General features: G+C 65.7%; 11 protein-coding genes. 5 read left to right on the forward strand and 6 right to left on the reverse strand.

Annotation, left to right across the window (positions count from 1 at the left end; all coding sequences use genetic code 11):
- Positions 1-191 precede the first annotated feature (191 nt).
- The 3 genes from GUY37_RS12225 to GUY37_RS12235 form a co-directional block, all read right to left on the reverse strand.
- Positions 192-1,775, reverse strand: coding sequence for an AbgT family transporter (locus GUY37_RS12225; RefSeq protein WP_166826069.1), 1,584 nt, complete (start codon positions 1,773-1,775; stop codon positions 192-194).
- Between the two features lie 260 nt (positions 1,776-2,035).
- Complete coding sequence (locus tag GUY37_RS12230) at positions 2,036-3,121, reverse strand: inositol-3-phosphate synthase (protein ID WP_166826072.1); 1,086 nt, start codon at positions 3,119-3,121, stop codon at positions 2,036-2,038.
- Between the two features lie 152 nt (positions 3,122-3,273).
- Positions 3,274-4,866 (reverse strand): peptide chain release factor 3, encoded by a 1,593-nt coding sequence (locus tag GUY37_RS12235; protein WP_166826074.1) that lies wholly within the window; start codon positions 4,864-4,866, stop codon positions 3,274-3,276.
- 262 nt (positions 4,867-5,128) lie between these two features.
- Here GUY37_RS12235 and GUY37_RS12240 point away from each other — a divergent pair, with 262 nt between their 5' ends.
- Positions 5,129-5,506: a hypothetical protein gene (locus tag GUY37_RS12240; RefSeq protein WP_152347744.1), complete on the forward strand. Its 378-nt coding sequence runs from the start codon at positions 5,129-5,131 to the stop codon at positions 5,504-5,506.
- Positions 5,507-5,827: 321 nt separating this feature from the next.
- Here GUY37_RS12240 and hrpA read toward each other — a convergent pair whose 3' ends face one another.
- The 3 genes from hrpA to GUY37_RS12255 form a co-directional block, all read right to left on the reverse strand.
- A complete protein-coding gene (hrpA, locus tag GUY37_RS12245) occupies positions 5,828-10,045 on the reverse strand; it encodes an ATP-dependent RNA helicase HrpA (RefSeq protein ID WP_166826077.1) in 4,218 nt (1,405 codons plus the stop codon).
- 59 nt (positions 10,046-10,104) lie between these two features.
- Entirely contained in the window at positions 10,105-11,424 is a 1,320-nt protein-coding gene (locus tag GUY37_RS12250; RefSeq protein WP_208094677.1) for an Nramp family divalent metal transporter, read from the reverse strand.
- Between the two features lie 243 nt (positions 11,425-11,667).
- Complete coding sequence (locus GUY37_RS12255) at positions 11,668-12,255, reverse strand: DinB family protein (protein ID WP_166826079.1); 588 nt, start codon at positions 12,253-12,255, stop codon at positions 11,668-11,670.
- A gap of 51 nt (positions 12,256-12,306) precedes the next feature.
- Here GUY37_RS12255 and GUY37_RS12260 point away from each other — a divergent pair, with 51 nt between their 5' ends.
- The 4 genes from GUY37_RS12260 (at position 12,307) to GUY37_RS12275 (ending at position 14,554) form a co-directional block, all read left to right on the forward strand.
- Complete coding sequence (locus tag GUY37_RS12260) at positions 12,307-12,699, forward strand: YidH family protein (protein ID WP_166826082.1); 393 nt, start codon at positions 12,307-12,309, stop codon at positions 12,697-12,699.
- The gene (locus GUY37_RS12265; protein WP_228278166.1) at positions 12,699-13,112 is read left to right on the forward strand and encodes a YidH family protein; all 414 of its coding nucleotides are present in this window, start codon (positions 12,699-12,701) and stop codon (positions 13,110-13,112) included. The genes GUY37_RS12260 and GUY37_RS12265 overlap by 1 nt, the downstream gene beginning before the upstream one ends.
- A gap of 119 nt (positions 13,113-13,231) precedes the next feature.
- On the forward strand, positions 13,232-13,549 hold the full coding sequence (locus GUY37_RS12270) for a hypothetical protein (protein WP_228278167.1): 318 nt from the start codon (positions 13,232-13,234) through the stop codon (positions 13,547-13,549).
- Between the two features lie 78 nt (positions 13,550-13,627).
- Entirely contained in the window at positions 13,628-14,554 is a 927-nt protein-coding gene (locus GUY37_RS12275; protein WP_166826087.1) for an AEC family transporter, read from the forward strand.
- Positions 14,555-14,626 lie beyond the last annotated feature (72 nt).

A 14,626-nucleotide genomic window follows, 5' to 3' on the forward strand; every position in this document is an offset into this window, starting at 1 on the left:
ACAGCCGAGAGGCTGCACATATGTCGTTCACGGTCACAGTCTAACCGGACGGTCTGGACGGGAACTGTGGATTCCGGCCTGCGTCGCCCGACGTTGCATGATCGTGATGCTGTGGTGGACAACAGTGGGATCGGGGCGAGCATTCCCGGCGACCGACGCGGAGGTGATGTTCGGCGGACGGCCGATGCGGCTCAGCCCATGTGGTAGTGGGTGGCTGCGCCCGGTCCCCATGGGATTCCCGTGGCCCACCAGATGAAGAACAGCAGTCCCCAGAGGACGAACATGGCGAAGGACAGCGGAATCGTGAATGAGAGCACCGTGCCGATGCCCGCATCCTTCTTGTACCGCTGGACGAAGCCGAGGACAACGACGAAGTACGGGCTCATCGGGGAGATGATGTTCGTCGTCGAGTCACCGATGCGGTAGAGCGCCTGAGTGGTCTCGGGGGCGATGGACAGGAGCATGAACATCGGCACGAGCACCGGGGCCATGAGTGTCCAGAGTCCCGACCCGGACGTGAGGAAGAGGGCGCCGAGCGCCACGAGCAGCCACCCGCCGAGCAGGATGACGAACGGGCCCGTGTTGAGCGCTCCGAAGACGTCGGCGCCCCTGATCGCGAGAATCTCGCCGAGGTTGGACATCTTGAACAGGGCGAGGAACTGGCTGGCCGCGAAGAACAGGACGATGACCGGAACGAAGGGCAGCAGCCCCTTGCCCATCATCTCCGGAATATCGGCGGTGCGTTTGATCGATCCGGTCGCGTAGCCGTACACGATGCCGACGATGAAGAAACCGAAGCCGATGATCGCGGCGATCCCGGCCATCAGTCCTGATTCTGGACCGAAGCCGCCGGCTTCGTCACGGAGGAACGATCCGGCGGGCCAGGCGAGCGCGAACAACACACCCGCACAGACGACGATGCTGATGACGGCGATGACGATGCCGCGCTTCTCATTGGCGTCGAGGGCCATCTTGACGTCGAAGTTGTCCGGATCGTCGTCGGTCTCCTCGTCGAGTTCGATCTGGTCGGCTCGCTTGGACAGGACCAGCTCGGTCACCAGGGTCACGGCGGCGGCGACGACGAACATGGAGACGAAGTTGAAGTAGAAGTTCGCGACCGGGCTGACGGTGTAGTCGGCGTCGATGATCTGCGCGGCCGAGGTCGACAGGCCGCCGAGGATGGTGTCGAGCGAATTGACCATCGGCGCGGCCGAATACCCGCCCGAAGTCGCGGCGTACGCGACCAGGCAGCCGAGCAGCGGGTTGCGACCGACGGCTTTGAACGCAAGCCCGCCGAGGGGAATCATGATCATGTACGAGGCGTCGGAGGCGATCGACGAGGCGGTTCCGGCCAGGGCGACGATGAACGTGATCCACTTCGGGGAGGCCCCGGCGATGGTTCCGCGCAGCATCGCCGGGATCAGGCCGGACTGCTCGGCCACGGCCACACCGATGAGGACGATGAGGACGAGTCCCAGCGGCGGGAAGGTGACGAAGTTGTCCGTGGCTCCCGCGACGATCTCACGCAGCGAATCGGTGGCGAAGAGGTTCGTCACCGTCACCTTCTCGTCCGTGGCCGGGTTGACGGCGTTGAGTCCCGTGGCCGAGAAGATCGCCGAGAGGATCATGACGATGACCGCCAGCGACAGGAACAGCCAGAACGGGTGCGGCAGTTTGTTGCCGGCCTTCTCGATGATGACGAGGACGCGCATCAGCCAGTTCAGCTCAGGTCCGTCACTCCTCTTCTCTGCAGCTGCAGGTGTGGTGCTCGACATCAGGTCTCCTCGGTCGGGGGTGGCGCTGGCGAATGCGTTGAGCCGGGTGCCGCTCATGTGAGTGCGATCACCTCAAGGAGCAAGTGTCACGGACAATCAGCGTTGTGTCACGGGAATCTCATATTCCGGATGCGCCGAGGAGGACCGTCGCATCCCTGCCGTGCCGAAGCTGTCGTGCACGAGCGCCTTCCGCTGGGGCGTGAATGCGAAAGGACGCCGATCGCAGTCAGCTGCGATCGGCGCCCTCAGCGAATGTCAGATCAGCGTTCGATGTCTCCGCGGATGAACGCTTCGACGGCCTCGTGGGCGGCGTCGTCGTCCTTCTGCTCCGGAGGCGACTTCATGAAGTATGAGGAAGCGGAGATGAGGGCTCCGCCGATTCCGCGGTCGAGGCCGATCTTCGCCGCACGCACGGCGTCGATGATGACGCCGGCGGAGTTCGGCGAGTCCCACACCTCGAGCTTGTACTCCAGGGACACCGGGGCATCACCGAAATTGCGGCCCTCGAGGCGGACGAAGGCCCACTTGCGGTCGTCGAGCCATTCGACGTAATCGCTGGGACCGATGTGGACGTCACGGTCGGACAGCTGGGCGGAGGTGTTCGAAGTCACAGCCTGAGTCTTCGAGATCTTCTTCGACTCGAGACGCTGACGCTCGAGCATGTTCTTGAAGTCCATGTTGCCGCCGACGTTGAGCTGGTAGGTCCGGTCGAGGACGACACCGCGGTCTTCGAACAGCTTCGCCATCACACGGTGGGTGATGGTCGCCCCGATCTGGGACTTGATGTCGTCGCCGACGATCGGGACACCGGCGGCACGGAACTTCTCGTCCCATTCCTTGGTGCCGGCGATGAACACGGGCAGGGCATTGACGAACGCGACCTTCGCGTCGATGGCGGCCTGAGCGTAGAACTCAACGGCCTGCTGTGAACCCACAGGCAGGTAGCAGACGAGCACATCCGCCTCGGCGTCCTTGAGGGCCTTGACCACGTCGACCGCGTCGCGGTCGGATTCGACGATCGTGTCGCGGTAGTACTCGCCGAGTCCGTCGAGGGTGGGCCCGCGCAGGACCTCGATGCCGGTCGGCTCCACATCGGCGAGTTTGAGGGTGTTGTTCTCGCTGGCGGTGATCGCCTCGGCGATGTCGACGCCGACCTTCTTGCCGTCGACGTCGAAGGCGGCAACGAAATCGATGTCACCGACGTGATAGTCCCCGAATTCCACGTGCATGAGGCCCGGGACCTGCGTCCCCGGGGACGCATTCCGGTAGTACTCCACGCCTTGGATCAGGGACGAGGCGCAGTTGCCCAGTCCGGCAATCGCGACTCGAATCGATTTCGTTCCCACAATTCTCCTTTGTCTGTACGGGTTTCACCGAGCGGCGGGACTGTCCCCGCGGGCGGATCGCCCTGTGGGGCTTCGCTTCGGCCCCAACTATCCATAATAATGTCCGCGTCAAAAATGCCGGACACCGGCATCCGCACGCGGCTGCTGAGGACTCAGCTGACGACCAGGGGGTCGAGGACCAGGTCGGGGTGGTTCTTCTGCACACCCTGCAGCCGCCACCGATCCGAGAACAGTGCCAGCAGCTCACCGTCGGAACGGTGAAGCACCTCGACCGAGCGTTCCCGAGCCAGGGTCGGCACGCATTCGGGAGTGGTGCGTCGGGCGAGGGAGAAGTTCAGACGCTCCAGGGTGCAGGGAGCGTTGAATTCGTTGGTCATCCGGTCTTCGGCCACTTCGAACTGCATGGGTCCGACCGCGCCGAGCACCGGTGCCTGATCGCCGCGCAGGTCCGAGCGCAGCACCTGGATGACACCTTCGTGGTCGAGCTGTTCGATGCCGCGACGGAACTGCTTGTACTTCGAGGAGTCCTTCGCGCGGATGACCATGAAGTGTTCGGGCGAGAACGTCGGAATACCCGGGAACTCGACCTTCTTGTCGAGGTAGAGGGAGTCACCGACCCGCAGTGCGGAGGCGTTGACCAATCCGACGACATCGCCGGGGAACGCTTCGTCGACGACGTCGCGGTCGCGTCCGAAGACCTGCTGAGCATATTTCGTGGCGAAGGGCTTGCCGGTGCTGGCGTGAGTGAGGACGGTACCGCGTTCGAAGACTCCCGAGCAGACTCGGATATAGGCGAGTCGGTCACGGTGGTTCGAATCCATGCCGGCTTGGACCTTGAACACGAAACCGGAGAACGGATCGTCGACGGGGCGGGGCTGATCGTCCTTGTCCAGGCGGGCTTCGGCGGCCGGGGCGAGGTCGACGAGGAGGTCGAGGAGTTTGTGGATGCCGAAGTTGAGCACGGCGGACGCGAACATCACCGGGGTCGATCGGCCGGCGAGGAAGGTCTCCTGGTCATGGTTCTGGTCTTCCATCTCCAGCAGATCCGACTCATCGACAGCGGTCGTCCACGCATCGCCCTCGAGGTCGGCGGCCGCCTCGGCGGTGTGGGTCTCCTCACCGGCGATCGTGGCGCCTCCGTCGGTGCGGGCGTACTTCGTGTACTCGCCGGTGGACCGGTCGAGGACGCCGCGGAAGTCTCCGGACTGGCCGACGGGCCAGGTGATCGGCGTGGGCAGGAGGCCGGTGCGCTGCTGGACCTCGTCCATGAGTTCGAGCGCGTCGAGGCCGGGACGGTCCCACTTGTTGATGACCGTGATGATCGGGATATTGCGGTGGGCACAGACTTCGAAGAGCTTCATCGTCTGTGCCTCGAGGCCCTTGGCGGCGTCGATGAGCATGACGGCGCAGTCGACGGCGGAGAGGACACGGTAGGTGTCCTCGGAGAAGTCGGCGTGACCCGGAGTGTCGACGAGGTTGAACACGGCGTCGCGGTACTCGAACTGCAGGGCCGCCGAGGAGATCGAGATTCCGCGGTCCTGTTCCATCTGCATCCAGTCGGAGACGGTGGCGCGGCGGCCGGCCTTTCCGTGGGTGGCTCCCGCCTGGCCGATGGCACGTGCGTGCAGGGCGAGCGCCTCGGTGGTCGTCGATTTGCCCGCGTCGGGGTGCGAGATGACAGCGAACGTGCGGCGGCGGGACGCCTCGTGTCGGATGTCCTTGTCGGAATACTGGCCAGAAGTCACCGCAATATCCTATCGTTCTTCGCGCTCGTCCGGCGTGTCCGTTCAGTCACAGTGGCCGGCGCCGCTGTGCCCAGCTGGTCGGAGTCGTTGTTCACAGCCGGTCGGGGCCGTTGTTCCCAGGTGGCCGGGGGCGCTGTTCCCAGGTGGCCGGGGGCGCTGTTCCCAGGTGGCCGGGGGTTCGAAGTTCGGTCTGTGTGGGTCGCTCATCCTGTCGCCGGTGCGTCCAGCGTCCTGTCGGAATCTGCCCATATGCTGGTGTGCGATGTCTGAGGAATTCGTCGAATACGCCGGCCGTTCGGAGCCCAAGGAACGCTGGCTCAAAGCCCTACCGCTCATCATCGCGGGGATCCTGGGCGTCCCGCTGCTCGCGGCCGATATCTGGCTGTCACTGCAGATCGCTCAGATCACGAAATACCTCTTCGACCTCGGCACCTCCGGGTGGGAGGCCACCGGCTATGTCCTGGCCAGCCTCTCGGGCGGTTTCTGCGTCATCTTCTTCATCGCCTTCCTCTTCATCGGCACTCGACGACGCACCTGGAGCTGGCGCATCTGGTGGGCAGCTGCCGCCTTTCTCGCCGCTGCCGCCCTGCCGCTGTGGGTAGTCATCGACTGGCTCCTCAGCGGCGCCCAGCCCATCTAGACACCTTCCGCCTCGCTGCCGCCTCGGCGGGTACCGACCATGCACCCAACGCCCCGCCTATTCACCCAGCGTCCCGCACTGCCTACTCTTCGCGGCATTCCCTACACGTCGCGGCGTTCCCTACCGCAGTCGACTTCTCCTACAGGTGGTGGCGCATCCATCACCGTTCGTGCCATAACGCCCCGAAGCAATGAGTCGTTGAGCCGCGACCGGTGAGGGATGCCTGAATCGCGGGGCAAAAGACCATACGACCAACCACCCCAGCGGGTCGTTGTGCCGCTGCGGGTGAGGGATGCTCAGAGCCGCACGCGAGCACCCACGTCAGAGCTGAGCGAGGGCCTTCGCGATGCGCTTCTCCGACACCGGGTGCGCGGTGCCCAGCGAATTCGCGAACAGCGACACTCGCAGCTCTTCGAGCATTGAGACGACCTCGAGCCACGCCTCAGGCAGGGAGGCGATGAGCTGCGACCATTCAGCCCTCGCCAGCGCCGGGAATCGATTGCCGATCTTCTTCACCACGTCATCGCCGCAGCCGGCCACCCGGTCCATGAGCTGCTTGTCGCGGATCGGCGAATCCTGCATTCCGCCGATGCGCACCACTTCGGCCCGCACCCAGCGGGGCAGCTCGCGCAGCATCTGCGGAGTCATCGCCGCAATCGCCGCGGCACTCGTCCGCGTGGCCCTCCACGCCTGCACATCGGCGAGATTGGCAAGGATCGCCAACGAGGAGGCCTTCGACACGAGCCTGTCGAGCTCGGTCGCCGTCTTGAGTGCCTTCATCAGGAACGGCAGCAGCGACGAACAGGTCACCGGCAGCCCGGCGTCGACGTCCTGACGCAGCCGTTTGAACTCATCGGCGGTGGCCACCCACGACGTCTCTGCCGGACCCAACCGGTCGCCGACGAGTCCGCGGATCCCGACCCTGATGAGGCCGCTGAGCAGCTCGTCGGCGGTCTTCTGATGACCGGCGAGGATGAGCTTCTCCTGGGTGGTCAGCCCGTCCTGCAGGTATTTCAGTGCTTCACCGGTGTGCTGCGCCAGCAGGGTGATGATCGCTTCTCGCGTGGCCAAACGTGCTTCTGGTGCGGTGTCGAAGGCCACGAGGTCGACCGACGTCGACCGGTCTGCGAGCCCCGGAACGACACCGGCCGCAGCTTGGTCGGGATCGGCCAGCTCACCGAACGACCAGTCCGTCAATCCGGTCTGCGAGGTGAACGCGCTCTCCTTCTGCCGGGCCTTGCGCACCTGCGGTCTGGCCTTCGTCGTCAGTGCGGCCAGGTCCTCCCCGAGGCCGACGGTCGTCTTCCCGTCGACGACGCGGAACGTCAGCCGCAGGTGAGCAGGGATGCGCGATCGGTCGAAATCGGCGGCGGTGACCGTGATCGGCACGAGGTCGTTCAGCCCTCCCCCGCCAGCGCGTTCGCTCAGATGCGCGGCAAGCACGTCCGGCAGGTTCCCTCGGTATGGGGTGAGCGCGGGCAGGATCTCGCGGGCGACGTCCGGGGCCGGAACGAAGTAGCGGCGCTTGTTCTTCGGCAGTGAGCGGATATAGGCGGCGACGAGCTCTTCGCGCAGCCCGGGTACCTGCCAGCTGAATTCGTCCGCGTCGACCACGGGCACCGCCTCGGCGGGGATCTCCACGGTCACTCCGTCCTCGGTGCCTCCGGGATCGAAGGAGTAGCGCAGCTTCGCCTGTGTGCCGTCGGCCAGTTCCCATTCCATCGGGAAGTCCGAGGCCACCGAGGCGGTGAGCTCCTCACTGTCATCGCTGAGCAGCACCGAGGTGGTGAGGTCGAGCAGGTGCGCGTCCCGTCGTTTCTGCTTCTTCCACCACCCCCGGAAGTCCGCCGCCGAGGTGATGCCTGGCGGAATCCTTTCATCGAAGAATTCGAAGAGGGCATCGTCTTGGTCGAGCACGCGACGATTCCGTGTCCGCGAGGCCAGTTCCTCGGCCTCCTCGATGACGGCCGCGTTGTGGTCGAGGAAGCCGAAGCGTTCGTGCCAGTCGCCTTCGATGAGGCCCTTGCGGATGAACGCGTCGCGTGCGGCTTCTCGGTCGATGTGTCCGTATCCGACGCGGCGGTCGCTGACGAGCGTGACTCCGTAGAGGGAGATCTTCTCGTACACCATCGAGGCGCCGGCCTTCGTCGACCAGTGCGGGTCCGAATGCTGGCGGGTGACCAGTTCGCCTGCGGCTTCGACGACCCAGTCCGGGTCGATCGCGGCCACGGTGCGTGCCCACAGCCGGGAGGTTTCGACGAGCTCGGCGGCCATGACGAAGTCCGGATTGACCTTGAAGAGCCCGGATCCGGGGAAGATGGCGAAGCGTGTGCCGCGGGCGCCCTGATAGTCCTTGTGCCTCTCCGACCGTGAGCCGATCATCGTCAGCAGTCCGGTGAGCAGGGACCGGTGGATGGCGGCGGCATGCGGGTCGAGTCTGGCTGCGGCCACCTGTTTCCCGTTCTGCCCGGCCGGGCCGGTCGCTCCGTGTTTCTTCACGCTGCGTTTGGCGGCGCTGAGTTCGGCGAATCCGATTGAGCCGTTCGCACCACGGCCGGGACCCTCGGCAGCCTCGGAGACGGCCGCCTTGCCGTCGTCGGCCCTGAGATCGGGCCCTTCCGCTGCGAGCCCCGCGGCGGTCGGCTGCCAGACGGACTTCTCGATCCGGATCCCGGCCGAGCCGAGCAGCGAGCGCAGCTGGCCCACGAGGTCCTGCCATTCGCGGATGCGCACGAAGTTGAGGAACTCCGACTTGCAGCGGCGGCGGAACTTCGAGGATCCCATGTCCGCCTGCAGGCTCTGCAGGTAATTCCACAGGTTGAGGTAGGACAGGAAGTCACTGCCGCGGTGGGTGAATCGGGCGTGCTTCTCATCGGCGGCGGCACGGACCTCGGCCGGCCGCTCCCGGGGATCCTGGATGGACAGTGCGGCGACGATGACGGTGACCTCTCCCCCGCAGCCGGCTTCGGCACCGGCGATGACCATCCGGGCCAGGCGGGGGTCGATCGGCAGCACGGTGAGTTTCCGACCGATCTCGGTGACGTGGATCTTCCCAGCAGAGTCACTGGTCAGCGCCCCGAGTTCGGTGAGCATCGTGCGTCCGTCACGGACAGCCCTGGCCTCCGGCGGGGTGAGGAACGGGAAGTCGAGGATCTCCTGATCGCTCGAGGCGAATCCGAGCGAAGCCATCTGCAGGATGACGCTGGCGAGGTTCGTGCGCAGGATCTCCGGGTCGGTGAACTCGGGGCGTGACTCGAAGTCGTCCTCCGAGTACAGCCGGATGCAGATGCCGTCGCTGGTGCGCCCCGACCGGCCCTTGCGCTGGTTCGCGCTGGCTTGGGAGATCCGCTCGATCGGCAGCCTCTGCACCCGAGTGCGGTTGGAATAGCGGGAGATGCGGGCGGTGCCGACGTCGATGACATATTTGATTCCCGGCACCGTCAGCGAGGTCTCGGCGACGTTCGTGGCCAGGACGATGCGGGGTCGCGAATGCGCTTGGAAGACCTTCTGCTGTTCCCCGGCCGAAAGTCGGGCGAACAGCGGCACGACCTCCCAATTGCTCATCCGCGGACGTCTGCGCAGGTGGTCGGTCAGGGCGTCGGCGGTGTCACGGATCTCTCGCTCGCCGGAGAGGAAGACGAGGATGTCACCGGGGGCCTCGGCGGCGAGTTCGTCGACGGCGGCGATGATGCCATCGGTCTGCTCCTCGACTCCGGCCTCGTAGTTCCCGGATTCGCCGGGACCGTCGACATCGTCATCGGCGACCTCGTCGCCGAGCGGTCGGTACCGAACCTCGACGGGGAAGGTGCGGCCTTCGACGGAGATGATCGGAGCATCGTCGAAGTGAGCCGAGAACGATTCGGGGTCGATCGTCGCCGAGGTGATGATGACCTTGAGGTCGGGGCGTCTGTCGAGGACTTCCCTGAGATAGCCGAGGAGGAAGTCGATGTTGAGGCTGCGTTCGTGCGCCTCGTCGATGATGATGACTTCGTAGTCGCGCAGCAGTTTGTCGCGCGAGAGCTCGGACAGCAGAATGCCGTCGGTCATCACCTTCACACGCGTGGACTCGGCGACCTGCGCGGTGAATCGCACCTGGTAGCCGATGGTGTTGCCGAGTTCTTCATCGAGTTCGTCGGCGATGCGCTCGGCCACGGTCCGGGCGGCGATGCGCCTGGGTTGGGTGTGGCCGATGAGTCCGTCGATCCCGAGGCCGAGGTCGAGGCAGATCTTCGACAGCTGGGTGGTCTTTCCCGATCCCGTCTCACCGGCGATGATGACGACCTGGTTGTCACGGATCGCCTCAGCGATCTCGTCCTTCGCAGCGGTGACCGGCAGATCCTCGGGGTACGTGACGGTCACAGGGTGGGCGGCCCGGGCGTCCTTGAGACGGGCCCGGCGCTGCTGGTGGCGGGCTGCCGTGGACTTGCGTCGCTGCTGCGAACGCCCCGACGGTGTTCGTCGTGTGTTCCGGCGCCGAGGCGGCCGCTGCGGAGTCTGACCCGGTGGCGTGGTCGACGGGGTGGGGTTCTCTTCTGCCATTGCCCTCCCAGCTTAGCGTCAACCCCGCGGCAGCACCTGACGACGGTGCGGAGTCCGGCTCAGCTTCCGCCGCCCCACAGCGGGGCCAGCGCCGAGTAGAGCTGCTGGACGCCGAGGATGATGAACAGCAGTGCGGTGATCGCCAAAGCGATGTTCGTGTGCAGCTTGTTCGCCCATTCCTTCGGGATCTTCTTGCCGTTGAGCAGGCCGAGGAGGGTGATGGCGAGGAACGGCATGAACAGCGACCCGAGAACGCCGTAGGCGAGGATGAGGCCGATCGGCTTGCCGAGGATGAACAGCAGCATCGGCGGGAACGTCAGCCACAGGACATAGAACTTGAAGTACTTGCCCCCGGTCAGCGTGTCCGGGTGTCCGCCCGGCTTCTTGCGCATATGGCCCCAGAAGTCGGCGAACATCAGCGACACTCCGTTCCACACGCCGATGATCGAGGAGAACGAGGCGGCCCAGAAGCCGATGAGGAATCCGATGCCCACGACATCGCCGTAGCGGGCTTTGAGGACGTCGGCGAGTTCGAGCAGTCCCTTGTCGTCGGCGGAGATCGACACGCCTGCCGCACGCACGACCTCGGCACCGACGACGAGCATGGCGATGACGAAGATTCCCGTCATCACATAGGCCATGGAGTTGTCGATGCGCATCACCCGCATCCACTTCGGGGTGTGCCACCCCTTCTCACGCAGCCAGTACCCGTAGGCGGCCAGGGTGATGGTTCCGCCGACTCCTCCGGCGAGCGCGAGAGTGTAGATCACTCCGCCTTCGGGGATGAGCGGGATCAGTCCGGTGAGCATATCGGGAATGTTCGGGGCGGCGATGATCGCGAGTCCGACGACGGTGATGAACATGATCCCGACGAGGACGGCGGTGATCTTCTCGAACACGGCGTAGCGGCCGAACCACACCATGGCGAATCCGGCCAGTCCCATGAGCACCGACCACACGGTGAGGTTGAGTCCGGGGAAGAGCGCGGCCAGCGGCAGTGCCGCCGAGCTCATGGCCGTCGCTCCGTAGACGAAGCCCCAGATGATGATGTACGGGCCGAAATACCACGTGGTCCAGCGGCCGAGTGAACGCCAGCCTTCGAAGATCGTCTTTCCGGTCGCGAGGCTGAATCTGCCGGCCCCTTCGACGAGGACGATCTTGAGGATGACGCCGACGATCACCGCCCACAGCAGTCCGTAGCCGAACTGGCTGCCGGCCACAAGAGTCGCAACCATATCGGCGGCACCGACACCGGTGGCAGCGACGACGAGACCGGGGCCGATGACCTTCCATTTGGCAGGCCCGGAGGCCTCTTCGATGCCTGACACTGCCTCGGGGTCGCTTCCGGAGGCGCCGGGTCCGTGAGTGTTCTCGCTCATGCTGTTTCAACCTTCGTCTTCGGCCGTGCGCGATCCCGGTCGCGGATCGCCCCACGCGGGGATCCTGCCGACAACGGCGGCGCAGCGGTCTCCGTCTGTCTCTGGACATGATATTCGACAGGACCGCCTGCTGTGACATTCGTAACGCCCGCGATTGGGATCGTACGCAGGCGATTGGGATCGTGAGCGTCGAGAGTCGTTCTGCGCACCCCGCCCCAGCGGAGCGGCATCTGGTGCCCGGTTTCAGAACCGGTCGGCGATGCCTCGCAGACGCTTGAGATACGCTGCACGGTCGGCTGCCGGCGGCAGGTTCGAAGCCGCCTCGGACAGTCCGGCGGCCCCGTCGATGCCTTCTCGGACGATGTCGATCTGGCCCAGATGACGGGTGAGGTCGACGAGGACGTGGACCATGATCTGCCCCAGGGTGGTCTTGTCACGACCGTCCGGCCAATGCGGCACCCGTCCGGGAGAATCGAGGCTGAGGTCGTCGATGGTCTCGTCGGCGAAGTCGGCGACGCGGGTGTAGAGGTCGAGCAGATACTCGGTCGTCTCTGACTCGGCCGCACACCAGTCGGCCTGCGGGTCCTGGTCGATATCGGCGTCGGTGACGACCTCCTCGGGGTTCGGCCAGGTCCGGCCGAAAGTGTCGCCGAAGTAGACGATCTCGATCTGCGTCATATGTTTGAGTGCGCCGAGGAGGTTGAATCCGGTCGGGGTGCGCGGCCACCTCAGCGATCTCTCGTCGAGCTCGGACAGCTTCCATCGCAGGTTATCGCGGCCCCGGTGGAGGGACCGTCGCAGCAGGGACTTCATCGTCTCGTCGTCGCTCATGAGCTCAGGGTTCCACACCCGCCCCGCACCGTCTACCGTTATCCTCGAAGGGTGAGTGACGACAATTCTTCGCAGGATTCCCGCAGCCGCCTCGCCCGTCGGGTCTTCCCCGACGGCGTCGATCCCGATCCCCGCTTCACCTTGGCCAATGAGCGGACCTTCCTGTCCTGGATCCGCACTGCTCTGGCGTTCATCGGCGGCGGAATCGCCGTCGAGGCCTTCACCTCGGAGATCTTCACCACCGGTCTGCGCGCGACCCTGTCGATCGTGCTCATGGTCATCGGGTTCATCCTCGCGGCCGGTGCCGCCGTCCGCTGGTATCGCATCGAATCGGCGATGCGCCGCAAGACCTCGCTGCCGCTGCCGCTCATCATCCCCATCGTCAGCCTCGCCTCGGCGCTGGGCGCCGGTCTGCTCGTCCTGGTGTTCGCCGGCCTGCTGTGATGTCGGAGTCAACCGGGCCCCAGGCGTCAGAGCCCTCACCGCATCGGCACCCCCGACTGCCCCGGCCCGCTCAGCGCAGTCCCCGCCCGCAGCCGCATGCCGATCCGGCGCTGCAGCCGGAACGCACCGTTCAGTCATGGCTGCGCACGAGCCTGACGATGACGGTCGTCAGCCTCGTCTTCATGCGCTTCATCAACGTCTTCCAAGGCTGGTCCGTGGCGATCTTCGTCGTCTGCATGGGCATGGCCATCGTCGCGATCGCGATGCAGGTCAGGCGCTACCGGCTCGGCTCGGTCTCGATCCGGGCCGAACGCGGCCGCCCGACCCCGTGGGCCGTCGCCTTCCTCACCACCTCGGTGTGCCTCATCGCGATCCTGAGCATCGCCTCGGTCATCAAGATCAGCCTGCTCTGAGCCTCCACCCCCCGCGCACCCACGCAGGCTCCCTGACCCGCACCTTTCCCACCCGCTGTGCGTTCCTCGTTATGAGACCGCCGTCCGAGCCGCTGACCTGCACGCCTAAACTGGTGCGCATGAAGGATGCACGCGAAGTCTCCACCGCCCCACTCGTCGCCGTCGGCCTCATCGGCGGTTTCCTCACCGCCCGCGAAACCGGGATCCGCCCTCTCGGCGGAGTCGTCCTCGCCGCGGCCGGCGCCTACGCCGCCCGCTCCTGGTATGTGAAGAAGGGGTGGCCGGCCGCAACCGGGCTGAGTCTGGCCTACCTCGGCGGGTTCGGCGCCTCCCACCCGCTGGCGAAGAAGATCGGCGCCTGGCCGGCCGTCTTCGCCGTCAGCGCGGTCAGCGCCGCCGCGTCCTATGTCGTCTCCGATACCGCCGAGGCGGACTGACACACAGTCCTGGGCTGATCCCGCCCCGGACCGACCCCGACCGTCGCAGACGCAGGAAGCGAGGAACCCGAGTAGCCCATGCTGGCCGTATTCGAAGGTTTCGCCGTCATCGCCGGAGTCATTCTGGTCGGGTTCGTCCTCGGCCGCTCCGGCGTTCTCGGACCCCACGGCCAGCAGGTCATCGCGAAGCTCGTCTTCTATGCGGGCACCCCGACCCTGCTCTATGTCACGGTCGCCGAGACCGATCTCGGGCTGATCTTCAACACCGCCCTCTTCGCCACCGGCGGTTCGGCGCTCATCGTCGGCGCCGCCCTCTTCGTCCTCACCAAGTGGATCCGGCGGCGCAGCACCGGTGAAGCGATGTTCTCCGCCTGGGCGACCAGCTACGTCAACATCGGCAACCTCGGCATCCCGATCGCCGCCTACGTGCTGCGCGACATCGGATATGTCGCCCCCGTGCTGCTCTTCCAGCTGCTCGTCCTCGCTCCCATCGGCATGGCCGTGCTCGACGGGGCCGGCAAGAAGCAGCATGATTCGCACTGGTATTCCGCGGTCCTCCAAGTGCTCAAGAACCCCATCGTCCTCGGCGCGGCGGCCGGAGTGGCCGCCTCGGCGACGAGCTTCGAACTGCCGCGGTTCATCTTCGAACCCATCGACATGATCGGCGCGACCGCGGTCCCCGGCGCCCTGCTGGCCTTCGGAATCTCGCTCAAGGACGGGTGGGGCATCCCCGTCAAAGGCAGCCGCGCACAGCTGAGCTTTATCACCGGCGCCAAACTCATCGTCCAACCGCTCATCTCCTGGGCCATCGGCGGTCCCCTGCTCGGCTACGACGGAATCGACCTCTTCGCCATCGTCGTCACCTCCGCCCTGCCGACCGCGCAGAACGTCTACATCTACTCGATGCAGTACCGACAGTCCGAGGCGCTCATGCGCGATGCCGTCTTCATCACCACAGTCCTGTCCGTCCCAGCACTGGTCGTCATCGCCGCCCTCCTCGGCTGACCCGACAAGTCCCACACCGACACGGCGGGCCCCACCCCGGCCCCGCCCTCACCGTCACGGTGAGGATCACCG

This window comes from Brevibacterium limosum, assembly GCF_011617705.1.
GTDB classification, from domain to species: Bacteria; Actinomycetota; Actinomycetes; order Actinomycetales; family Brevibacteriaceae; genus Brevibacterium; species Brevibacterium limosum.